Annotated in this window: 24 protein-coding genes; 18 read left to right on the top strand and 6 right to left on the bottom strand. The window is 67.2% G+C overall.

The window, feature by feature from the left end:
• Window positions 1–458: DUF488 domain-containing protein (locus VFC51_08130; protein ID HZT06985.1), on the bottom strand; the 458-nt coding region annotated here is incomplete at its 3' end.
• A 61-nt stretch (window positions 459–519) separates the two neighbouring features.
• Between VFC51_08130 and VFC51_08125 the strand changes: the two genes are divergently transcribed.
• The 4 genes from VFC51_08125 to VFC51_08110 all read left to right on the top strand — a co-directional run bounded on the left by VFC51_08125 (window position 520) and on the right by VFC51_08110 (window position 4,728).
• Complete coding sequence (locus tag VFC51_08125) at window positions 520–1,632, top strand: alpha-hydroxy acid oxidase (GenBank protein HZT06984.1); 1,113 nt, start codon at window positions 520–522, stop codon at window positions 1,630–1,632.
• A gap of 113 nt (window positions 1,633–1,745) precedes the next feature.
• Complete coding sequence (locus VFC51_08120) at window positions 1,746–2,012, top strand: metal-sensitive transcriptional regulator (GenBank protein ID HZT06983.1); 267 nt, start codon at window positions 1,746–1,748, stop codon at window positions 2,010–2,012.
• A 10-nt stretch (window positions 2,013–2,022) separates the two neighbouring features.
• Window positions 2,023–4,437 carry a heavy metal translocating P-type ATPase gene (locus tag VFC51_08115; protein HZT06982.1) on the top strand — a complete coding sequence of 805 codons (2,415 nt, stop codon included), beginning with the start codon at window positions 2,023–2,025 and terminating at the stop codon, window positions 4,435–4,437.
• Window positions 4,438–4,506: 69 nt separating this feature from the next.
• Window positions 4,507–4,728, top strand: coding sequence for a heavy-metal-associated domain-containing protein (locus VFC51_08110; protein HZT06981.1), 222 nt, complete (start codon window positions 4,507–4,509; stop codon window positions 4,726–4,728).
• Between the two features lie 148 nt (window positions 4,729–4,876).
• Here the strand turns inward: VFC51_08110 and VFC51_08105 are convergent, their stop codons facing one another.
• A complete protein-coding gene (locus VFC51_08105; GenBank protein ID HZT06980.1) occupies window positions 4,877–5,065 on the bottom strand; it encodes a hypothetical protein in 189 nt (62 codons plus the stop codon).
• 9 nt (window positions 5,066–5,074) lie between these two features.
• Window positions 5,075–5,551, bottom strand: coding sequence for a DUF4352 domain-containing protein (locus VFC51_08100; protein ID HZT06979.1), 477 nt, complete (start codon window positions 5,549–5,551; stop codon window positions 5,075–5,077).
• 124 nt (window positions 5,552–5,675) lie between these two features.
• On the opposite strand from VFC51_08100, the gene VFC51_08095 reads away from it, so the two are divergent.
• The 5 genes from VFC51_08095 to VFC51_08075 all read left to right on the top strand — a co-directional run bounded on the left by VFC51_08095 (window position 5,676) and on the right by VFC51_08075 (window position 10,197).
• On the top strand, window positions 5,676–6,338 hold the full coding sequence (locus tag VFC51_08095) for a ferritin-like domain-containing protein (protein ID HZT06978.1): 663 nt from the start codon (window positions 5,676–5,678) through the stop codon (window positions 6,336–6,338).
• Between the two features lie 123 nt (window positions 6,339–6,461).
• The gene (xth, locus tag VFC51_08090; protein HZT06977.1) at window positions 6,462–7,238 is read left to right on the top strand and encodes an exodeoxyribonuclease III; all 777 of its coding nucleotides are present in this window, start codon (window positions 6,462–6,464) and stop codon (window positions 7,236–7,238) included.
• Window positions 7,239–7,315: 77 nt separating this feature from the next.
• The gene (locus VFC51_08085; protein ID HZT06976.1) at window positions 7,316–8,272 is read left to right on the top strand and encodes an aldo/keto reductase; all 957 of its coding nucleotides are present in this window, start codon (window positions 7,316–7,318) and stop codon (window positions 8,270–8,272) included.
• 25 nt (window positions 8,273–8,297) lie between these two features.
• Window positions 8,298–9,587 carry an MFS transporter gene (locus VFC51_08080; GenBank protein HZT06975.1) on the top strand — a complete coding sequence of 430 codons (1,290 nt, stop codon included), beginning with the start codon at window positions 8,298–8,300 and terminating at the stop codon, window positions 9,585–9,587.
• Window position 9,588: 1 nt separating this feature from the next.
• A complete protein-coding gene (locus VFC51_08075; protein ID HZT06974.1) occupies window positions 9,589–10,197 on the top strand; it encodes a DUF4352 domain-containing protein in 609 nt (202 codons plus the stop codon).
• Window positions 10,198–10,200: 3 nt separating this feature from the next.
• Here the strand turns inward: VFC51_08075 and VFC51_08070 are convergent, their stop codons facing one another.
• Window positions 10,201–10,566, bottom strand: coding sequence for a nuclear transport factor 2 family protein (locus tag VFC51_08070; protein ID HZT06973.1), 366 nt, complete (start codon window positions 10,564–10,566; stop codon window positions 10,201–10,203).
• Between the two features lie 51 nt (window positions 10,567–10,617).
• On the opposite strand from VFC51_08070, the gene VFC51_08065 reads away from it, so the two are divergent.
• The 7 genes from VFC51_08065 to VFC51_08035 all read left to right on the top strand — a co-directional run bounded on the left by VFC51_08065 (window position 10,618) and on the right by VFC51_08035 (window position 17,102).
• Complete coding sequence (locus VFC51_08065; protein ID HZT06972.1) at window positions 10,618–10,782, top strand: AbrB/MazE/SpoVT family DNA-binding domain-containing protein; 165 nt, start codon at window positions 10,618–10,620, stop codon at window positions 10,780–10,782.
• A gap of 58 nt (window positions 10,783–10,840) precedes the next feature.
• Window positions 10,841–11,245, top strand: a complete 405-nt coding sequence (locus tag VFC51_08060; GenBank protein HZT06971.1) for a hypothetical protein — start codon at window positions 10,841–10,843, stop codon at window positions 11,243–11,245.
• Window positions 11,212–12,981, top strand: a complete 1,770-nt coding sequence (locus VFC51_08055; protein ID HZT06970.1) for a peptide ABC transporter substrate-binding protein — start codon at window positions 11,212–11,214, stop codon at window positions 12,979–12,981. Before VFC51_08060 ends, VFC51_08055 begins: the two co-directional genes overlap by 34 nt.
• Before the next feature lie 665 nt (window positions 12,982–13,646).
• Complete coding sequence (locus tag VFC51_08050) at window positions 13,647–15,029, top strand: S41 family peptidase (GenBank protein HZT06969.1); 1,383 nt, start codon at window positions 13,647–13,649, stop codon at window positions 15,027–15,029.
• Between the two features lie 137 nt (window positions 15,030–15,166).
• The gene (locus VFC51_08045) at window positions 15,167–15,493 is read left to right on the top strand and encodes a hypothetical protein (protein ID HZT06968.1); all 327 of its coding nucleotides are present in this window, start codon (window positions 15,167–15,169) and stop codon (window positions 15,491–15,493) included.
• Window positions 15,490–16,761, top strand: a complete 1,272-nt coding sequence (locus VFC51_08040) for an AAA family ATPase (protein HZT06967.1) — start codon at window positions 15,490–15,492, stop codon at window positions 16,759–16,761. The genes VFC51_08045 and VFC51_08040 overlap by 4 nt, the downstream gene beginning before the upstream one ends.
• Entirely contained in the window at window positions 16,758–17,102 is a 345-nt protein-coding gene (locus VFC51_08035; GenBank protein HZT06966.1) for a hypothetical protein, read from the top strand. Before VFC51_08040 ends, VFC51_08035 begins: the two co-directional genes overlap by 4 nt.
• 111 nt (window positions 17,103–17,213) lie before the next feature.
• Here VFC51_08035 and VFC51_08030 read toward each other — a convergent pair whose 3' ends face one another.
• Window positions 17,214–17,945: a 7-carboxy-7-deazaguanine synthase QueE gene (locus VFC51_08030; GenBank protein ID HZT06965.1), complete on the bottom strand. Its 732-nt coding sequence runs from the start codon at window positions 17,943–17,945 to the stop codon at window positions 17,214–17,216.
• Window positions 17,942–18,724 (bottom strand): 7-cyano-7-deazaguanine synthase QueC, encoded by a 783-nt coding sequence (queC, locus tag VFC51_08025; GenBank protein ID HZT06964.1) that lies wholly within the window; start codon window positions 18,722–18,724, stop codon window positions 17,942–17,944. Before queC ends, VFC51_08030 begins: the two co-directional genes overlap by 4 nt.
• Window positions 18,725–19,165: 441 nt before the next feature.
• Between queC and rplI the strand changes: the two genes are divergently transcribed.
• Together rplI and dnaB are read left to right on the top strand one after the other, a co-directional pair.
• The gene (rplI, locus tag VFC51_08020) at window positions 19,166–19,618 is read left to right on the top strand and encodes a 50S ribosomal protein L9 (GenBank protein HZT06963.1); all 453 of its coding nucleotides are present in this window, start codon (window positions 19,166–19,168) and stop codon (window positions 19,616–19,618) included.
• Window positions 19,619–19,684: 66 nt separating this feature from the next.
• The gene (gene dnaB / locus VFC51_08015) at window positions 19,685–21,043 is read left to right on the top strand and encodes a replicative DNA helicase (GenBank protein HZT06962.1); all 1,359 of its coding nucleotides are present in this window, start codon (window positions 19,685–19,687) and stop codon (window positions 21,041–21,043) included.
• Window positions 21,044–21,121 lie beyond the last annotated feature (78 nt).

The raw sequence follows: 21,121 nt of genomic DNA, 5'->3' as shown, positions 1-21,121 counted from the left end.
GGTTGATGCTGGGCGAGGATGCTCCCATCGCGAAGGATGTGCCGCACCGCGCACCCCCGCTGGCGGAGGGTGCGGCCGATGAGGCGCTCGCGGTGGCACATCATTGGATCGCCCTCGCTGCAGAGGATCGCGGCGCGCTCGCGCCCAGCCACGGCGAGCAGCCGCTCGATGCCGCGCTGATAGTCGTCGCTCGCGGCGATTCGATCATAGTCGGGGCGTCCAGTCGGGCTCCGGAGGCGCGGGTCGGACGGCCGCCCGCCGAGCGCGTCGCCCGCGGACGCGTACGCGATCCCTGCCGATCGTAGCGCCGCGGCCAGGGGCGACGCATTCGCCCAGACAACGCGCTTGCTGTATGGATAGCTGCGCACGTCGATGAGCCGGACGATGCGGTGTTGTCGCAGGATCTCGAGGAAGCGCGAAAGCTCGAGATTGCTGTGTCCAATGGTATAGATCTCCACGTCGCCACCTCGGAGCTCGCGGTCTCTCAACCCGCCGAATCCTGTGATACGATACGGCACCATGGCAGCATCCACCGCGGAGCGATTTCGCACTCTCCACGAGATCGCGGCGGCCGCCCGCGCCAACCTCGAGCCCGGGCCGTGGGATTACCTGATGGGCGGCGCCGAGACGGAGACGACACTCCGCCGGAATCGCCAGGCTCTCGACTCCATTGCCTTCAGGCCGCGCGTGCTCCGGGACGTCTCGTCGGTCAATTGCTCCTCGACGCTCCTCGGGCGCCCCACGCGGCTTCCGGTGCTGCTGGCGCCCATGGGCTCCATCGAGAGCTTCACCCCAACCGGCGGCGTGGCCGTCGCCCGCGGCGCGGCGGCCTTCGGGGTGCCCTTGATGCTCTCGTGCGTGTGCCAGCCAAGCCTCGAGGCCGTGGCCGCCGCGGCGGATAGCTTCCGGATGTACCAGCTCTACGTACGCGGCGGCGACGACTTCGTCGACGACCACGTTCGCCGCGCGGTTGACTGCGGATACGCGGCCTTCTGCCTGACGGTCGACGTCGCCATCTACAGCCGTCGGGAGCGCGACCTCGCGAAGCGCTACGTGCCGCCGTCGCGGAGTCGAGCCGACGGCCGCGAGTTCCAGGCGTCCCTCTCCTGGGACCACGTGAAGCGATTCAAGGACAAGCACACGATCCCGCTGGGCATCAAGGGGATCGCGACCGCCGAGGACGCGGCCATCGCGTGCGAGCACGGCGTCGAGATCGTTTACGTCTCCAACCACGGCGGCCGCCAGCTCGACCACGGCCGCGGGACGATCGACGTCCTTCCGGAGATCGTGGCGGCGGTCGACGGCCGGGCCACCATCGTCGTGGACGGTGGGTTCATGCGTGGCACCGACGTCGTGAAGGCCATCGCCCTGGGCGCGCACGCGGTGGGGCTCGGTCGCCTGACCGGCCTCGCGCTCGCAGCCGCCGCGGAGGACGGCGTCGTTCGGGCTCTGGAGCTGCTGGAGGATGAGGTCCGCATCTGCCTCGGGCTCCTCGGGGTCACGCGCCTGGGCGATCTGGACCGATCCCACCTGTGCGCAGCCGAGCCGGTCCGCCCCGCCCACGCCTTGAGCGCGTTCCCCCTTCTCGAAGAGGGCTATTCGCCCTGGGCTCCCCTCCCCCTCCCCGGGTGAGGGTAAGGGTGGGGGTGTCGCAGCTCCCCCGTCCCCCGCGACGGGGGAGGGTACGGGTGCGGGCGAGCATGGTATGATCTGTCTACCCCCTCCCCAGGGGGGTGGGAGAGGCCGTGGATGACATCCACCGACGCGACGCGCTCCAGCGCCTCGCGTCAATCGAAGGGCACCTTCGCGGCATCCGCCGCATGATCGAGGAGGATGCGTACTGCGTTGATGTCCTCAAGCAGACCTACGCGGTGCAGCGCGCCATCGACCGGCTGGAAGAGCTGCTGTTGAAGGGCCATCTCAGCTCGTGCGTGCCGGAGGCCTTCGCCGATGGCCGAAGCGGCCAGGCCCTGGAAGAGCTGGCCGAGCTGTTCGCCCTGGCGCGCCGCTGAGGCCCTCGCCATGACCGCTCCACCGCAGACGTCGCCCCGGTCCGACCGTCGCGAAGCAAGTCTCCCCATCTCGGGGATGACCTGCGCGAGCTGCGTCCGCCGCGTCGAACGGGCTCTCAAGAAGGTCCCCGGGGTTGAAGAGGCCTCGGTGAACCTGGCCACGGAGCGCGCTCGGGTCATCTTCGATCCCGCCATCGCGGACTTCGCGGCCATGCGGGAGTCGGTCGAGCGCGCCGGCTACGGGATCCGCGAAGCTCTGAGTGAGGGGCCGCGGACGCCGACCATCGACCAGCGGTCGAACGACGACGAGGCTCGGGATTCGGAGATCGACGACCTCCAACGACGGTTCATCGTCAGCTTGGTGGCAGCCGCGGTTCTGATGGCCGCGATGTATCTGCCGCTCCCCGTCGATCGGACGATGTTGAACCTGGGCCTGCTGGCCATCGCCACGCCGATTCAGTTCTGGGCCGGCGCGCGGTTCTATCGAGCCGCGTGGGCCGCCGGGCGGCACGGCTCAACCAACATGGACACGCTGGTCGCGGTTGGGACGTCTGCCGCGTTCATCTCCTCCGCTTTCGTCACGCTGTGGCCGGACCTTGCCGTCCGCATGGGGTTCCCGCTGCACGTGTATTACGAGACGGCGACGACGATCATCGCGCTCATCCTGATGGGGCGATGGCTGGAGGCGCGCGCGCGGAGGCGCATGTCCGCCGCGATCTCGGCACTCGTGGATCTCCAGCCGAGGTCCGCGCGCATCATCCGAGGCGCCGCCGAGGTCGACGTCCCGGTCGACTCGGTCGTGGTCGGCGACCTCGTGCGCGTCCGCCCGGGCGAGCGGATCCCGGTGGACGGCGTCGTCGAAGAGGGCGCGTCGACGGTCGACGAGTCGATGGTGACCGGCGAGTCCGTCCCCGTCGAAAAGCGGCCGGGCGACGTGGCTATCGGCGCGACGGTGAATCGCACGGGCAGCTTCGTCTTTCGCGCCACGCGCGTTGGAGCGGACACGACCCTCGCCCAGATCGTGCGGCTCGTCGAAGAGGCCCAGGGCTCCAAGGCCCCGATCCAGCGGCTTGCGGACACGGTCGCCGGGTACTTCGTGCCGGCGGTCATCGCCTTCGCCCTTGTAACCGGCGCCGTTTGGTTCGCGCTCGGCCCCGAGCCCCGAATCTCGATGGCGCTGGAGACGTTCGTCGCCGTCTTGATCATTGCGTGCCCATGCGCCATGGGGCTCGCCACGCCGACGGCGATCATGGTCGGCACCGGCGTCGGCGCCGAGCGCGGCGTTCTCATCCGGGGTGGGGAGGCCATCCAGTCGGCAGAGCGCGTCTCCGCCGTCGTCCTCGACAAGACCGGAACCCTGACTCTGGGGAAGCCCGAGGTGACCGACATCATCCCGGCCGACGGCGCAGCCGAGCGCGAGCTGCTGCGATTGGCCGCGGCTGCGGAAGTTGGATCCGAGCACCCGCTCGGCGAGGCGATCGTGGATCGCGCGCGCACAACGGGCATCGAGCTTCCGCGCGCCGAGCATTTCCGCTCCGTGACCGGGGAGGGCGTGTGCGCGCGCGTGGACGCGCGGGAGGTCGTGTTGGGGAACCGCCCCATGTTCGATCGGATGGCCATCTCGCTCGACGGCCTGGGCGCACAGGCGGAGGCGCTCGCCGCGGAGGGCCGAACGCCGCTCCTGGTCGCGGTTGATGGCCGCGCCCTCGGCGTGATCGGAGTCGCCGACCGACCGCGTGCCGAGGCCGCGGAGGCAGTCGGGCTGCTCATTGCCCTCGGGCTCGACGTCTGGATGTTGACCGGCGACCACCACCGAACCGCGGAGGCCGTGGCGCGCCAGATCGGCGTGCCGAACGTGCTGGCCGAGACCCTCCCGGATCAGAAGGCCGACAAGATTCGCGAGCTTCAGCGCCAGGGGCACGTGGTGGCGATGGTGGGCGATGGCATCAACGATGCGCCGGCCCTCGCCCAGGCGGACCTCGGCATCGCCATCGGCGCCGGCACCGACGTGGCGCTGGCCGCGTCCGACGTCACCCTCATCACGAGCGATCTGCGGAAGATCGTGACGGCCATCGCCCTCGCCCGGAAAACGATGGCGCTGATCCGCCAGAATCTGTTCTGGGCCTTCGTCTACAACGTGATCCTGATACCGGTAGCCGCCGGCGCCCTCTTCCCGTTCTTCGGCGTTCTGTTGAACCCCACGCTCGCCGCCGGCGCGATGGCGATGTCCAGCGTGAGCGTCGTCACCAACTCGCTTCGACTTCGTGGCTTTCGTCAGCCGGCCACCGCGGCCGAGATCGCTCATCCATCGCGGCTGGCGGTCCTGGCCGAATGGGGGTACCTTATGGCGATCGGTCTCGGCGCGGCGATCGTCGGGCTCATCGCTCTCTGGATCGCCCGATCGGGCGGCGGTCATTCAATGTGATCCATGCAACACGTTGCGCCGGATCGGACGGCGCGCGGTGAGCAAACACGAAAGTGGAGAAGGACAGCAATGGCACAGGCAAAGCTCAGCGTTCCCGACATCGAGTGCGAGCACTGCGAGCACGCGATCACCGAGGCCCTCACGCCCATTGCCGGCGTTCGGTCCGTGCGGGTCGACATCCCCGGCAAGAGCGTCCAGCTCGATTACGATGAGTCAGCGCTTTCGATGCAGACGGTGCGAGAGATTCTCGCCGCCGAAGAGTACCCGGTCGCCTCGGTGACTGCCGGCTAGCACGGATGGCGCGCTGAGCGGTCCCGCCGATCCCACCGGGAAACAGGACGCGCACGGTCGGCCCAGTCCCGAGCACCATTCCCGACATCGAAGGTCCGCCGTGCGCTTCGGCGATGTGGACGCGTGACGCCAGGTCGGGAATATCAAGCTATCCCCAGCGTCGGGGCAGCGAGGCCGTCAACAGCCCGACGCCCATGCCGAGCCCCAGGATCTCCCCGAGGAAGAACGACCATGGCACCTCGCCCATGACGAGGCGGTAAATCACCGCCACTGTCGCTCCGAGGAGGCCGGTTGCAACCAACGCTTCGCAGAAGTCGGCGCGCCAATCGCGGTTCATCACTCCTCGCTAGAGGTTCACGGTGATGCGCGTGCGCCAGCCAACGACGCTGGGCGCAAAGACGAGCTGAGTTGGGCTCAAGTTCGCGGCCATCTCGAAATAGAGGTCGTGCTCCGTCTGCTGCCCGGGAGCGATGCTCGACGGCCGGGGCGGGTTGTCCGATGGGACATTGGGCATGGCCGGATTGTCGATCCCTCCACTGTCGCGGAGCGAGAAGTAGTTGGCCGCGAAGGGAAGGTGCTGCGAGCCCGCATTGGCGACGACGACGTGGACCTTCACGAATCGATTTCCCGGCTTGGGGTTCGTAAACCGGTCTGGGCGATCAGCGGGGTTTTCGACGGTCGAGACCGTGAGCTGGTAGTCCCCGGCGGTGAGCGTTTCGCCAACCCGCCCGGTCGGCTGGTCCGCGCCAAAGCCGCACGACGCGAAGACCGCCCCCGCCAAGAGAACGCTGAGCGCAACGCGCACGATCGCGAGGGTCCTCATCAAAAACTCCGGGCGTTGGTCAGGGGTGGCCCAGGGCGGCCAGGCGCAAATCCGTCCGGACTATACTACCCTGGTGAATCGAATATCCGCTGATCCACGCCGCGTGATGCCCCAGGGAGAACGTATGGCGCGTGAGCAGATCCCCGACTTTCCCCCCGAGCCGCTCCAAGAGCAACTCGCCCCGCTGGTGCGTGCAACGTGCCGAGCGAAGCGAGCCGCGGCCCGCATGTATCGGGCGTGGCACACGAAGGCGCCCGACCGGACCGCGCGGCGGGCTCTCGCCCGGATGGGCGACGAAGAAGCTGCGCACGGCCGAGCGCTCGACCGCGTCCTGGGTTTGCTGACGGTTGGGCCACCCTTCCCGCCCGCCGAGCGCGTCGGTCGCGAGGAGGGCCAGACGCCGGACGAATCGTGGGCGTCCGCGACCATGGCCGCCTTCTCGCTCGACCAGGCTGCGACCGCGTGCCTGATCGCGCTGACCGGCGTCGACAACAGCAGCCTCTCACAGGTGGCTCATTCCATCGTGAAGGACGAAGAGGACCACCAGCGATTCGTGATCGGCGGGTTCCGAAAGCTCGTCGACGCCCAGCCCACTCTTGGCCCGCGCCTGGCTGCCGAGATGATCGTCGCGCGAGATTGGGTGCGGGACGTATACCCGCGCCGCGCCGCCCTCGCCGCCCTCGCAGACGCCGGCCTGGTGCCGCGGGAAGCCCCGCGAGCGCACGACTCCTTCCTTGCCGGCCTCGGCGATCGAATTCAGGATGCGCTGGGCGTGCTGGGCATGTGACGCGGAGCCCAGCTGGGATGGAGAATTGATGTTGCACGGGATCCAGCCGGAGGGGTTCCCTCTGCAGCCGACGTTTCGCATGGAGTTTGAGGTGGTCCCCCTCGTCTATAGCGCGAGCAGCCGGTGAAGCTCGCCACCTGGAATATCAACTCCATCCGTCCACGAATGCCGGTCCTGACGGACTGGCTCCTCCGCCGGCAGCCCGACGTGCTCGGCGTCCAGGAGACCAAGGTCGCCGACGAACTCTTTCCCGCGCAGGCGCTGGCCGACATCGGCTACTCGTCGGTCTTCGTCGGCGGGAAGAGCTACAACGGCGTCGCCCTGATCTCGAAGGTTCCCGCCAGCGACGTGCGGATCGAATACCCGCTCGCCGACAATCCGGAGCCGCGCTTGATCAGCGCGGTGTTCGACGGAGTCCGCGTCTATTGCGCATATTTTCCCAACGGGCGCGATCCCGAGAGCCCGCACTTCCAGACAAAGATCGCGTGGATCAATGCGCTCGGCGCGCTGATCTTCGCGGACAGCGCCCTCGAGGGCGGACCTGGGCCGATTGCGCTGCTGGGAGATTTCAATGTGGCTCCCGAACCACGCGACGTGTACGACCCGGTCGCCCTGGAAGGCCACATCCTGTACCACCCCGACGAGCGCGCCGCGCTCGAGCGCCTGCGCGCGCGAGGATTCGTCGACGCGTTCCGCTGCTGTCGCGATGAAGCGGGACTGTATAGCTGGTGGGATTACCGGCAGGGCTCGTTCCGTCGGAATCTGGGCCTGCGCATTGATCACGTCTGGACGACGCCCGATCTCGCCAAGCGCGCGGTGAGCGCCTTTATCGACACCGACGAGCGCGGGAAGCCGTCGCCATCCGACCACGCTCCGGTTGTGCTCGAGCTTGGCGTTTAGGCGCGGGCACGGACCGGGCAACGCGCAGACCGCGCTGAATCCGCCGAAGAGAATTCACCGTTCGAGGGAATGGACTCATGGAATACCGACGCATGGGCAATTCGGGGCTCCGAGTCTCGGTCGCCGGCCTCGGAACGAACAACTTCGGCCGTCGCTGTAACGCCGAGGAGACGGCCGCGGTCATCCATCGGGCGATCGATCTGGGCGTCAACTTCATCGATACCGCTGATGTGTACGGCGACACCCTCTCCGAGGAGTACATCGGCAAGGCCATCAAAGGGCACCGCCGCGACCTCGTCATCGCGACGAAGTTCGAGCGCCCGGTCGGGGAGGGACCGCTTCACTCCGGAACGTCGCGCCGTCACGTGATGGAGGCGGTCGAGGACAGCCTTCGCCGCCTGGACGTCGATGCCATCGACCTCTACCAGATCCACTACTGGAACGACGAAACGCCTCTCGAGGAGACGCTCCGCGCCCTCGACGATCTGGTGCACCGCGGAGACGTTCGCTACATCGGATGCTCGAACTTCGCGGCGTGGCAGATCGTCGAGGCCCAGTGGATCGCGCGCTCCGAGCGCCTCGTTCCCCTCGTCTCGACCCAGAACCAGTACAACCTGCTCGAGCGAGGGATCGAGCGCGACGTGTTGCCGGTCGCGCGGCGCTACGGCATGGGCCTCATCCCCTACTTTCCTCTCGCTTCGGGATTCCTGACGGGCAAGTATCACCAGGGGGAGCCGCCGCCGCCGGGCACGCGGTTCGCCGGGTCCAGCAACTTCGCGCGCCGGGTCCTCACCGACACAAATTTCGCCAGGCTGGCCGTCTTCGAGCGATTCGCGGAGGAGCGGGACCACTCCGTCGGCCAGCTGGCGCTTGCCTGGCTTGCCGCTCAACCAGGGGTCGCGAGCGTCATCTCAGGCGCGACCAGGCCGGAGCAAGTCGAGGAGAACGTGCGGGCGCTGGAGTGGCAGCTTACGGCCGCCGACCTGCGCTCCCTCGACGAGGCGCTGAAGGAACAGCCGGCGACGGCGCGTTGATCGCCCGACGCGTCGCATCCACAGCATGACGGCCGGGCGCCAAGGAGAGGACCAGGGCGCGACCGCCGCCCATCGCGGCCAAGGGGCCCTCGCTGCCCTCGCGAATCGCAACTACCGCCTGTTCATGGCCGGGCAGGTGATCTCGCAGTCTGGAAGCTGGATGCAGCGAATCGCCCAATCCTGGATCGTGCTTCAGCTCACGGATTCGGCGGCCGCGCTCGGGACGGTCGTCACCATTCAGTTTCTCCCGATCCTCGCGCTCTCCCTGTTCGCCGGCGCCCTCGCCGATCGCGTTCCCAAGCGACGCGCCCTCGTCGGGATCCAGGTCGTGAACATCGCACAGGCCGCCACGCTGGCCACGCTGGTGGCGACGAATCAGATTGCCCTCTGGCAGATCTACGCGCTGGCCGCGGTCCAAGGAACGGCGAATGCGCTGGAGCAGCCGCTCCGCCAGGCGTTTCCCTCCGAGCTGGTCGGTCGCGAGCTGATCCCCAACGCCATCGCGTTGAATTCGACGGTCCAGAACACGGCCCGGGTGCTCGGACCGGCCCTGGGCGGCTTCGTCGTGACCTGGATCAGCCTCGCGGGCGCGTTTGCTCTGAACGCCGCGAGCTACGTCGCCGTGCTGGTGGCCCTCGCCCTCATCCGGCACGAGCTCCCTCATCCCCAGCCGGCAGCCGGCCTGCGCAGTCCGATACGCGAGATCGGTGAAGCGCTCGCCTTCGCGGGGCGGCGGCCGCCAATCGTGTTCACCCTGTGCGCGCTCAGCTGCCTGGGCATCTTCGGGTTCAACTACAGCACCTTTATGCCGCTCCTCGCTCGCTATCGCCTTGGCCTTGGCGCCGGGGGCTATGGCACACTGAGCGTTGCCCTCGGGGCGGGCGCCATTGTTGGCGCCGTGGCCATCGCGCGCGTCGGGTACACGTCTCCCCTCAGGCAGGCGTGGGGCGGCATCGGCTTCGCCGTGTTTCTCGCGGGCGTCGGGTGGTCCTCCTGGGCGGGGCTCTCGCTCGGACTCATTGCCGCGCTGGGCCTCGCGGGCACGGTCTTTACGACGACCGCGAATACGACTCTCCAACTCAGCGTCCCCGACGGGATGCGTGGGAGGATCATGGGACTCTATACGCTCCTACTTGCCGGAATGACGCCACCCGGTGCGTTGGTGACCGGGCTCCTCGCCGACCGATGGGACGTTGGGACCGCGCTGCAAATCGAGGCGGCGGTCTGCCTTGTCGGCGTGGTGGTCGGCCTCGGCTATTTCCTCCGCGCGCGCCGCGCGGGCGCCGTGCCCAGCGCGGCCGCCGGGGTCGCCTGATATGTGGGATCTTCATCGCGTCCGCCAGCCCGCGGCGCTCCTCGCGCTCAGCGCCACCCTGGTCGCCGCCTGCGCCGGGCCCTTTGCCCGAACTGCCGTCACGCCAACACCTCCGGCAACGGGCATCGTCGGTCAGCGCATCGAATTCGCGAACGTCGGGCTGAGCGTCAATTCGGTGACCCAGCTCGATCAGATCGGCGACTTTTTCCGGCCGAGCCCCGGTGACGTCTTCGTCGTCGTGAACGTCACCATCAACAACAAGCGGCCGTATCAGATCCCCTACAGCCCGTACGACTTCTCCATCACGGATCGCGCCGGGAATACATATGAGGCGGGAGTCACCGCCGGGAGCCAGCCGCTCCAGCGCTCAACGCTGGATGCGACGAAGGACGCGACCGGGAACGTCAACTTCGATATCCCGAGCGACGCCGAGGGGCTGACGCTGGCATACCGGGTCCCCGGCACGACGGGGGCCATCACGGTCGACCTGGGCGGAGTCCAATCGATCCCAACCCCGGTCCCGACGCCCCAAGCGACGCCCACCCCCGCGCCGACGGTAGGACCGACCAATACACCGCTTCGCGTCGAAGAGACGCCGGGAGCGCCCTAGCGATTATCCCGGGAGGGCCACGGGACCGGAATGGTGGTGGATCATCTTCCACGCGCCGGCCTCGCGCACGAACACGTTGGTGGCGGCAAGGGGTGTGCCGCCGACCAGCTCGCGACATACGACGATGCCGACATCGCCGATAACCGTGGCCGTCGCGCCGCCGGTCATGATGCGCGGCTGGTTCGGGTTGGAGAGGATCCGCGCCCAGCTTTCGATGATCGGGTCACGCCCCTGCAGCACGTTCCACCCGGGGTGCACGCAGGCGACGTCGACATCACGCGCCCACACGGCGTCCATGGCGGAGATGTCCTTCTGGTTGAAGGCCCGGTAGAACGCCTCGTTCGCGGCCAGGATGTCTTCCCCAGTCATAGCGCTTAGAATACATCCCATGGCCGGTCGCTTGAAGCGGAGGCACAGGACGTGAAGAGCGAGCTTTTCGCCAGCGAACGGGGCTTGGCCATCACCATCCCTCCGGAGCTTGTGGACCGCTACCATCTCGCGGCCGGTGGTTCCGTTGAGGTAACGGCGACGGATGAGGGGCTGATACTCGAGCCACTCGACGTAGCTCCCTGGTTCTCCATTTAATGGGAGCGCGCATTGGAGGCCGTAATCGAGGAGCATCGGGAGGCCCTGGAGATGGCGGGTGAGTAGGCAGCCCTCATCGTTTCCCTATCCCGACGCCCCGCAGGCCATCGCCTTTCACTATGCCCTCATGGACCGGCTGGGGGTCCATGACCTGGATCAGCCTGACGAAGCCCGGCTCCGCTCAACCCTCGAGCGCGCGCACGGCACCGTCCAGCAGCAACGCGGCGACATCGTGACCCTGGCGTCTTTCCTCCTGTTCGGCCTGATACGCGACAAGCCCTTCGGCAAAGGCAGCACCCAAACGGGCATCGCTCTCACCCTTGCCGTGCTTCTTCGCAATGGGGTCGCCGTGGTGGCGCCCGAGGAGGAGATCGCCGGCGTTGGGCTGGGCATCGCCCAGGGCGAGGTCTATGCCGGCATGGTCGAGATGTGGCTTCGCGACTCCGCCCGCCCCGCATGGTGACGCCCCTCGGCGCTCGCCGCGCGATCGCGGCGAGCGTGCTCGCGCTCTGTGTGTCCGCCACGGTGGTGCTTGCCGGGTGCGCGCCCGATCAGTCCGCTTCGCGGGGTCAGTCGGCGGCGGCAAGCGGCGCCGGGTCGGCAGCTCAGACAAGCTCGCCGGTTCCCCAGCGCGTCGTGACGATCGTCCTGCGGGCGGAGCCTCCGAATCTCAGCGACCGACTCGATCGCATGGGCCTTGGATTCCCGATCACCGTCAGTCTCGCGTACCTGGACGCGTTACAGGTGCCGCAGCCGATGCTGGCCGAGCGCCTCCCCACCCAGGATGACGGAAGCTGGACCATCGCGGCCGATGGATCGATGAAAACCGTCTATCGATTGCGCCCCAATATGCGCTGGCACGACGGCGAGCCGCTGACCGCGGATGATTTCTCCTTCGCCTTTCAAATTTACACGGACCGCGACATCCCCATGACCACGCGCCTGCCCGAATCGCTCATGAGCGACGTGAACGCCGTGGACGATCGCACCATCGCCATCACGTGGAGCCAGCCGTACGTCGATGCGAACGCCCTGATCAACAGCCAACTCGCGCCTTTCCCGCGCCACGTGCTCGGCGATCTGTACAACCAGGATAAGAACGCGTTCCTGGCGAGCACGTTCTGGACATCGCCGGACTTCGTCGGAAGCGGGCCTTACCGGGTGACGCGGTGGGACCACGGCGTCGTCATCGCGCTCGCCGCCAATCCGTTCTTCCCCCTGGGGAAGCCGAAGATCGAAAATATCGAAGTCCGCTGGGTCACGGACAGCAACACCATCGTCGCGGGATTCTTCTCCGGCACGATCGATTTCGCGGAGTACACGGCCATCGGGGCAGAGCAGGCGCTGATCCTCCGAGATCGATGGGATCAGGACCACGGCGGCCAGATCTACGCGCAAAGCCTGTTTGGCACACGCTACATCGAGTTCCAGCATCGCGACGTCCCGGACCATCAAGCGGCGCTGAACGACGTCCGCGTACGCCAGGCCTTGATGTACGCCCTCGATCGCAAGGCGTTGGCCGATGCGCTCCAGTACGGCTTCGGCGGGGTTGCGAACACCGGCTACTCGGAGAGTGACCCGTTCTACCCGCGCGTCGCGCAGGTGCTCACGACCTACCCGTACGACGTGCGCCGCGCGGACCAGCGGCTCGGCGAGGCCGGCTGGGCGCGCGGGCCGGACGGCCTCTATCGCGAGAGCTCGGGCAAGTCGCTCGACGTGGAGGTTCGTGTCACCGGCGAACGCGAGCAGGAAGCGGAGATCGTCGCCGACGACTGGAAGAAAGCGGGGATCGACGCGCGCAGCTTCGTGGTGCCTCGCGCGCTCACCACGGACGTGGAATATCGCGTCAACTTTCCCGGCGTGGCCATCTCTGCTCAGACCGATGTTGTCTCCGCGGCCAACGCCATCACCGATCAGGCGCCGACGCCCCAGAACAAGTACACCGGCAAGAACCGCGGCAGTTATTCGAATCCTGAGCTCGACCGACTGTATGCTCAGTCCCTGCTGACCATCGATCAGCCGGCTCGGGAGAAGATCTTGCTGGACATCGAGCGCATCTTCAGCGCAGACGTAGCTCAGGGGATGCTGTACTACCAGCCACGGGTCGGAGCCGCCCGAGCCGACGTCCTAGGGATCAAACCACCCGTGCGCGGCTCGTATTTGTGGAACATCTGGGAGTGGTCTCTGGGGCCTGCGTAGCGACCGACATCTCGCCGGGTCAGAGTGGGCTCCGCGGTTGACCGCATGGGCGGCATCCTGCGCGGCGAGGTCGATGGCCAGGGCCAGGAACCGCGCGGCGCACTCTCCGGCCGCGTGAGCCCGAACGATCTCTGCGCCGGAGAATCCTCCGGGTCGACCGGTGCGGAGGTACACGCGCCCGATCTCCCGCGCTCCCACGACCAGGGCCACGGTCGCGCCCCGCGCCGCTGCTCCCGAAGCTCCGCGACCGCCGGGCGGGTTTCGGAGCCGCGACTCTGTCAGCTCAGCGTCCGCCCAGCGTACGGTCATGGTCCAGGAGTCGGCTCGCGCCGCGTGCGCGATGGAGCCGCCGAGATACCGCGCCAGAAGACGAATCGATGGGGCGGGATCGCCCGCGCCGTGGCCGCGCCTTCGCGCTCGCTCGCGCGAGATGTCGACGATTCGACACGCGCGCCTGTTCATCATCCGCATACTCCTCTCCATGTGAGGCGAGTATGCGGAAGCGACGGCGATGTCAACGTAGCGTATGGTTGCGCCGTCGTAAACGTTCTGGAATGTCGACGGTCTGTCTGCCGGAAGCGAAACCTGGCTTAGAATAGACACGCCGCCGGCTCCGCCCTGCGTGGTTCGCGGCGCGACTTCAGATCAACCCCGGGGACGACACAATGCGCTTCCACAACCGGAAGCCAGTGTCAGCGCTATTCGGCCTGGTGGCGTGCACGCTCGCTGGCTGCACCATGATGCCCATGCCCACGCCCACCGCCGGCGCGCCGGCCCAGCCATCCATCGGCCAGCCCCCCACCATCGAGCCCTCCGCCCCCAGCGCACTGACGTCCGACGATCTGTACGCGATCTACCAGGCGCTGATCACCGAATACGTAGATCGAGTCGACGACGGGAAGCTTCTCGAAGCAGCGCTGACCGGTGCGCGCGACGCCGCGGTCGCCATCGGGCTGCTCCCCATCGAAACCGGAATTCTGGACACCGCGCCGCTCCACCCATCGGGTGATCCACGAACCGACTACGCGGACTTCGGCGCCGCGTATGACGCGTTCGTCGCAAAGCTCGGGGGCCGACTCGACATTGGCGCCGTCGGGCGGGGCGCCGCCCGCGGGATGCTTGCCGCCCTCGGCGATCCGCTGACAACCTACCTCGACCGCGACACCATGAAGCGCATGCAGTCCGCCGGCGAAGGGAGCATCGGCGTCACGCTCGTGCCGGGGCGCGATGGCGGTCCCCCGGTCGTCCGTCTGACCGATTCGGCCGGTCCGGCTGCGGGCGCGGGCATCGCGCCCGGTGATTCGATCCTCTCCGTGGACGGATCGCCGACGAGCGGGCTCGACCTCTACGACGTGCTTCTCAGCCTGAGCGGACCGGCGGGATCCCAGGTCCAAATCGGCGTCAGCTCGCCGGGCGGGGAGCCGCGGGAGATCACCGTCTCGCGGTCGCGGCTCGATCGACGCTCCATAACGGCCACCCTCGTCGACGGGATCGAAATGATCCAGCTCCGCTCCTTTGATCGGAACGTTGTCGATACGCTGCGGCGCGCGCTGCGGGACAGCATCGCCGATGGAGCCAGCGGGTGGGTCATCGACGTCCGCGGGAATGGCGAGGGGAACTTGACAAACGCGGTGGACGTAGCATCGCTGTTTGTCGGCCAGCAGACAATCGCCATCGAGCGGGAGCATGGCGGGCGCGAGACGACGATACGCGGGACGAGCCTTCCGCTCGCCAGCCTGCTTCCGACGGTCGTCCTGGTGGATGGCGCCACGGCGGGGCCCGGAGAGTTGTTCGCGGCCGCGATTCGCGACTACGGCGCGGGCACGCTCGTCGGCGAGACGACGGCCGGGCGGCTCGGCACGCCGACCGTGGTCGGGTTGTCCGATGGGTCGGCGGCGGAGATTACGACGACCCGCATTTATAGCCCGTCGCGCGATTCGTTGCTCGGCTCCGGCGTCGAGCCGGACGTTCCCGTCGCCGCGGATTCCCAGGCGCTGGCCCGCGGAGAAGACCCGGTCGCGGACCGGGCGATGGCCCTGCTCCGGTAGATGGTCCGTGAAGGATGTTACAGTTGCGTTGCAGTGGTTCAATGTTTCAGGTATCCTTGGGCACCTGAGCCCGTACCGATGGGCGGGCTCGGGACTGGGCGGTGCAACAGCGCCGATCCGCGTTGGAGCACGGTGGGTTGAGCCAGTCTGCTAATCAGGGGCAGCCGCTCGCGGCCGACGAGGCGACGCCAAATGGGAAGTCATCCCATGGCGGGGAGTTGGTGCTCTCGTCGCTATTTAAAGGGAGCGGCTCGCTGCGCTGCAAGGTTGCGGGGGCGTTGACCTACGCCACGCTGTTTGCCCTGGAGCAGGCCATATCTCGATTCAATGGGGTCACCTTCGTCAACATCACCCCGGAGTCCGGAGATGAGGCGATCCTCTCTCTCTTCAGCGAGAACCCGGAGCGCGTGCTCCGAGATATTCTGAAGCTCCCGGGCTTTCGGATCCGCCTGGAGGAATCGTGAGCGTTCCGTCAGTACTTCTCATCAGTCAAGACCGGTCCTTCGAAGAGTACGCCACCGCGCTTCGATCCGAGAAGATTAATTGCCAAGTCGCGGGTTCGTACGCCGAAGTGGTGAGCTTCTTGGAGCGCCTCACCTCCGGTGGAGACATCGAAGAAGTGACCCAATGCATCGCTGTCGTAGACGGCGACATTCCCCAGGACATGGCGTTCCAGGTTTTCAAACTGCTCCATTCGGCCCACGCGGTCCCAACGCTCACGCTCGTGGCACCGGAGCGCTACCAGCAGTTCGCCCTGGACTCCCACCGCCCGCCCCTGGACGAGTACGCGGCGAAGCCCGTGGGCGTGGGCGAGCTGATCCTTCGCGTCAAGGCGATGATGATCCGCTCCGGTTATGAGATCCCGGACGGCTCGCTCGGATACGTCGTGGGCAGGTCCGAGGGGATCCACCACGGCACGATCATCGTGCTCTTCTCCCCCAAGGGCGGTGTCGGCAAGAGCACCATCGCCGTGAACCTGGCCGTTGGGCTGTCACGTTTCTACGACTACAAAACGCTCCTGGTGGACGCCGACCTGTGGTTCGGCGACGTCGGCGTGCTCCTCAACCTTGCCTCGCGCAAGAGCGTGTTCGACATCTCCGCCGAAGAGGACACCAACCTGGGGGTGCTGCAGCAGGTGCTGGTGCAGCACAGCTCCGGCACGCACCTACTTCTGCGACCCCCGGATCTCTCCACGGCGGAGAAGATCCGGAGCGACATCGTCGTGTCCGCGATCTCCTCGTATCGCGCGCTGTTCGACTACGTCATCGTCGACACCCACCCGACCCTGGACGAGTTGAACCTCCAGATCCTCGACGTCGCGGACCGAATCATCATGATCACGACGCCTGAGATCAGCGCAGTCCACCACACCAGCCGGTTCCTCGAGGTCTCGGGGGCGCTCGGCATCAGCAACAAGCTGTCCCTCGTGCTAAACCGCGCCAACAGCGGCATCCGTCTCGCCGCCCTCGAGGAGCAGCTCGGCATGCCCATCGCGGGGACCGTAGTTAGCGCGGGCCGTGCCGTCGTCGAAGCGGCGAACCACGGCGTCTCGCTCTTCGATCAGGATCCTAACGAAGAGGCGGAGGTCACGCGGGACCTGGCACGGCTCGTCGAGCTCGTCGCGGGCCAGCCGCGCCCCGAGCGCCAGAACGGCGAGGCCGCCCCGGTCGTCGCGGCCGCCAAGGCGCAATCGCGTGAGGCCCGGCCCTTCTGGAAGCGGAGCGCAAAATGAGTCTCTCGCACCGAGGCGTTGGCAGCCAGTCGTTCGACCGGACGATCCGGGAGCCGCGCGATGCGCTGATTCGGACGGCTGGTGGACTGGTCATTCGGGGAAATATTTACCTCGTGCCGGGCACACGATTGACGGACTTGCTGGAGCGCGACACCGAGGTGTTCGTCGCGGTCACGAGCGCGGCCATCACGTCGGCCGACGGGCGGACCGACCGCACGCCCTTCGTCGCGGTCAACAAGAACCACATCGTGACCATGGAAGAGATGGTCCGAACGGAGGCGCCCCCCGCGCCTCCGGCTCCGGAAGCGGCCGAAGCCGCGCAGCCGGCGCGAACCGCCTGACGGGAATCCAGAGGGCCGCTCACCCCACGCCGAACGCCCTGCCCTGAGCCACGTCCAAGGGACCGCGTAACACCTCGGCGCTCCGGAGGCGCGCCTACGCCCCGCGCGCGGTCAACGGGCGCGCTCCGCGCCCCACAATAAGATGTGCATGCGTGGGCCGAGTCGGTACCCTTCCGCCACGCACCGCTCCGCCAGCCATCGCGACCGCTCGGTGACGGTCGACGCGTCCACCCCTTCGGGCATCAGCATCACACGATGGCGGGGCAGGCCGTGCTGACGCACGAGGCACGACACTTCTTCAACGTCATCAGGCGCGACGATCACAAACTTGAAGTACGCCGACTCCTTTGCCGCGAACCACTTCAGCGCTTCGTCGCGACGGCGCAGCGCCGGATCGTTGCGCGAGTTGGTTAGCTTCGGTGACACGTTCCACTGGTCCACGTGCTCCGCGAGCCCGGCAAGCGGCACGATCGTCCCATTCGTTTCCACCTCGATCCGTAGGCCCGCGTCCTTCAGCGCGTGGGCGAGGCGTACGAGTCCGTCTTGCTGAAGCAGGGGTTCGCCGCCGGTAATGACCGCGTTGGCCGTCCCCTGAGCAGAGGCGGCGGCGATGACGCGCGACGCGAATGTGGAAGCGTCCAACTCGATGATCGATTCGCGTTGGTCGAACCGCGCCCAGTCCCACGTGTAGGCCGTGTCGCACCACGAACAGCGAAGGTTGCACAGAGCGAGGCGAACGAACACACTCGGCAACCCACACGTGGGGCCCTCGCCCTGGATCGAAGTGAAGATCTCGGGTCGCCCGTCCGGCAACCGGCTCACGCGGAGCGTGCGTGCGCTCATCGCGGTGTCGCGCGACCGCCCCGCGCGTGCGCGGCGCGTGGCGCGGTCCCGATCCTCAAGAGCGCCGGGTCGGCGGCGCCAGCCTCGGCGAACCCCTTCGCCCGCAGCTCGCAGCTATCGCACCGGCCGCAGGGCGCTGGGCCAGGGCCGTAGCAGCTCCACGTGCGGTCGAGGGGCGCCCCCAGCGCCAGGCCGAGCTCCACGATTTCGCGCTTCCCCTTATCGATGAGCGGGGTGCGAATCTCGATGCGAACCCCGTATTGTGTCCCCAGCTTGCTTCCCAGTCGCAGCGTTTCTCCGGCGGCGCGGTAGAACTCCGGACGACAATCGGGGTAGCCGCTGTAGTCGATCGCATTGGCCGCGATGAACAGCGTCGGCGACAGTTCCCGCGCATCGGCTCCGCCCGCCTCGATGAGCGCGAGGGCGCGGCTTTCCAGCGCGGCGGCGCCCAGCGTCAAGAGGAACGTGTTCCGAAGCGGCACGTAGGTAATCGGGATGTCGGCGGCCATCGCCGCGCTGTCCCGATCGACCGGCGCCGAATATCGATCCGGACTGGTGAGCGCCGAGTACCAGGCGAGCTGGCGAAAGAACTCCACTGACGCAATGTGATGAGCAACGCCCAGCGATGCCGCGACTGCCTGGGCAGCCGCGACCTCTTGTCGGTGTGTCTGGCCGTAATCCACGGTGAGCGCCGACAGCTCGTAGCCCTCGTGCAGGGCGAGAGCCGCGACGGTGGTCGAGTCGAGCCCGCCCGATAGCAGGACGAGGCCAATTTTCACGCTTCCGCTCCAGGGCATTCCGCGTCACGATGAAATGTACCGCATCATCGGCCGGCACACCTCACCGCGTGGCGTGAGCCGTGACGGACGATCACGCCGTCCCGAACGCCGCTCCGCGCATTACAAAGGTGTCAACTGACACCGTGTCACACCGAAATCGCCAGACCTTGCGAGTTTTCCACAGCGCGGCGATTCGGCAGGGCTGCCCCGATGGGAATCGGTGGAAAAGCGGTGGAAACCTGGCGCGCCGAGGAACTCGCCCGCGTGGAAAAGGCGGCGTCGAATCGCGCTGTGCCCCGTTGACGAGACCGGATTCCTGGCGCCAGCGGCCGCTCTCTAGAATGTGCGCGCAATTTTCCCGAAAGCATGGAAATGAGATCATTTGTTCGATACAATGCGTCGAGAGGCGAGCCGTGATGATGTCCGGGATGGAGGTGTGTGATGAAAGTGGTGTTGCGAAAGGACGTCCCGAGCCTCGGCCGCGCGGGCGAAGTGAAAGAGGTTTCCGACGGGTACGGCAGGAACTACTTGATCCCCCGGGGATTGGCCGCGATCGCATCCAAGACCGCCGTACAGAACGTCGAAGCGCACAAGGCGGCCGAATCGCGCCAACAGGCCCGTCTCGCCGCCGAGCACGAAGCTCTCGCCAAGCGCTTGACCGAGACGCCGATCGTCGTCCGCGCGCATGCCGGCGAGCAGGGGCGGCTCTACGGATCGGTGACCACCGCCGATGTCGCGGACGCCATCAAGGCGGCCCTTGGGCAGACCGTAGACAAGCGGGACGTCGAGTTGGAGGAGCCGATCCGCACGGTCGGGATGCATCACGTGCGGGTGCATGTGGCTCCGCGGGTCATCGCGACGGTCAACGTCGAGGTCGTCGGGGACAGGCCGTAGGGCGCACGTACCGGTACCGCGAGCCGTTCATGATGGCGTTGCACCCTCACGCGGAGCGACTGCGCGATGGCGATTGAGGCGTACGCCCCCGACCGGGCCTTCGAGCCACTGCCCCCGCACAACTCTGAGGCCGAGGAATCCGTCCTCGGCAGTATGTTGATCGACCCCGAGGCCATCGAGGCGGTCGCGGCGTTTCTGCGACCGGATGACTTTTATCACCCCCGCAACCGCGACATCTACGCCGCCATGCTCCGCCTGTACGAGCGTCGACAGCCGACGGACTTTGTGATGGTGTGCGACGAGTTGGAGCGCGAGGACCTGCTCGAGCGCATCGGCGGAGTCGGCTACGTGTCTCGGCTGCTCACCGTGGTCCCGACGTCCGTCCATGTCGAGCACTACGCCAGGGTCGTGGAGCGCACCGCCCTCATGCGGCGCCTGATCTCCGCGGCAGGGCGAATCGCGGCCATCGGGTACGAAGACCATGCCGATACGGCGACGGCCCTGGAGCGGGCCGAGCAAGAGCTTTTCGCCGTCACGCAGTTTCGCGCGGCCAGGGACTTCCTCCACATCCGTGACGTGCTCGCCGAATACCTCGAGCAGATTCAGCTCGGTGTTGGCGCCGACACCGCGCGACCGGGCGTGCCGTCCGGCTTCATCGATCTCGATCGGTTGCTGGGCGGCTTTCAACGGTCGGACTTGTTGATCCTGGCAGCGCGGCCGAGTCTGGGCAAGACTGCTCTCGCACTCAACATCGCCCGCAATGCGGCGGTGCGCTTCAACCTCACTACCGCGATCTTCAGCGTCGAGATGAGCCGGCTTCAGATCGCGCAGCGGTTTCTGTCGACCGAGTCCGGGGTGGATTCGGCGCGCATTCGCGAGGGACGGTTATCGGAGGTCGAGATCCGAAATCTCGGCGAGGCGCTCGAGGTGTTGTCGGCCTCGCCCATCTACATCGACGATACACCGTCCATCGGGATCAACGAGTTGCGCGGCAAGGCGCGCAGGCTCCACGGCGAGCATCCGCTCGATCTCCTCATCGTCGACTACCTCCAGCTCGTCGGCGGAAGCGTGCCGGAGAACCGGGTGCAGGAGATATCCGAGGTGTCCCGTTCGCTGAAGGCGCTCGCCCGCGAGCTGAACGTGCCCGTGCTCGCCCTCTCGCAGCTCTCGCGCGCCGTCGAGGGGCGGTCGCCTCACATCCCCATGCTCTCAGACCTCCGCGACAGCGGCAGCATCGAACAGGACGCGGACGTCGTGATCTTCATCTATCGCGAAGACGTCTACGACCGGGAGACCGAGCGCAAGGGCATCACGGACCTGTACGTGGCGAAGCACCGCAACGGGCCAACCGGCATGGTGTCCCTCCTGTTTATGGAGCGGAGCACGCGGTTTGTCGACCTCGAGCACCAGGCACCCCCGATTTAGGAAGTCGGAGCGACGAGTTGGAGCGCCTTGAAGATGTCCTGAAGCGGCTGCACGTCGTGGGGGTCGAGTCGCCGTTCA

The organism is Chloroflexota bacterium (assembly GCA_035652535.1).
Taxonomy (GTDB): Bacteria; Chloroflexota; UBA6077; order UBA6077; family SHYK01; genus DASRDP01.
The sequence above is the reverse complement of the archived record's forward strand: the minus strand, read 5'-3'. Positions and strand labels throughout refer to the sequence as shown.

Bases quoted from the DNA above. Each gene is read 5' to 3' on its own strand.
- VFC51_08125 (HZT06984.1), top strand. From the start codon at position 520: ATGGCAGCATCCACCGCGGAGCGATTTCGCACTCTCCACGAGATCGCG.
- VFC51_08115 (HZT06982.1), top strand. From the start codon at position 2,023: ATGACCGCTCCACCGCAGACGTCGCCCCGGTCCGACCGTCGCGAAGCA.
- VFC51_08110 (HZT06981.1), top strand. From the start codon at position 4,507: ATGGCACAGGCAAAGCTCAGCGTTCCCGACATCGAGTGCGAGCACTGC.
- VFC51_08105 (HZT06980.1), bottom strand. From the start codon at position 5,065: ATGAACCGCGATTGGCGCGCCGACTTCTGCGAAGCGTTGGTTGCAACC.
- VFC51_08100 (HZT06979.1), bottom strand. From the start codon at position 5,551: ATGAGGACCCTCGCGATCGTGCGCGTTGCGCTCAGCGTTCTCTTGGCG.
- VFC51_08095 (HZT06978.1), top strand. From the start codon at position 5,676: ATGGCGCGTGAGCAGATCCCCGACTTTCCCCCCGAGCCGCTCCAAGAG.
- VFC51_08085 (HZT06976.1), top strand. From the start codon at position 7,316: ATGGAATACCGACGCATGGGCAATTCGGGGCTCCGAGTCTCGGTCGCC.
- VFC51_08080 (HZT06975.1), top strand. From the start codon at position 8,298: ATGACGGCCGGGCGCCAAGGAGAGGACCAGGGCGCGACCGCCGCCCAT.
- VFC51_08075 (HZT06974.1), top strand. From the start codon at position 9,589: ATGTGGGATCTTCATCGCGTCCGCCAGCCCGCGGCGCTCCTCGCGCTC.
- VFC51_08070 (HZT06973.1), bottom strand. From the start codon at position 10,566: ATGACTGGGGAAGACATCCTGGCCGCGAACGAGGCGTTCTACCGGGCC.
- VFC51_08050 (HZT06969.1), top strand. From the start codon at position 13,647: ATGCGCTTCCACAACCGGAAGCCAGTGTCAGCGCTATTCGGCCTGGTG.
- VFC51_08035 (HZT06966.1), top strand. From the start codon at position 16,758: ATGAGTCTCTCGCACCGAGGCGTTGGCAGCCAGTCGTTCGACCGGACG.
- VFC51_08030 (HZT06965.1), bottom strand. From the start codon at position 17,945: ATGAGCGCACGCACGCTCCGCGTGAGCCGGTTGCCGGACGGGCGACCC.
- rplI (HZT06963.1), top strand. From the start codon at position 19,166: ATGAAAGTGGTGTTGCGAAAGGACGTCCCGAGCCTCGGCCGCGCGGGC.
- dnaB (HZT06962.1), top strand. From the start codon at position 19,685: ATGGCGATTGAGGCGTACGCCCCCGACCGGGCCTTCGAGCCACTGCCC.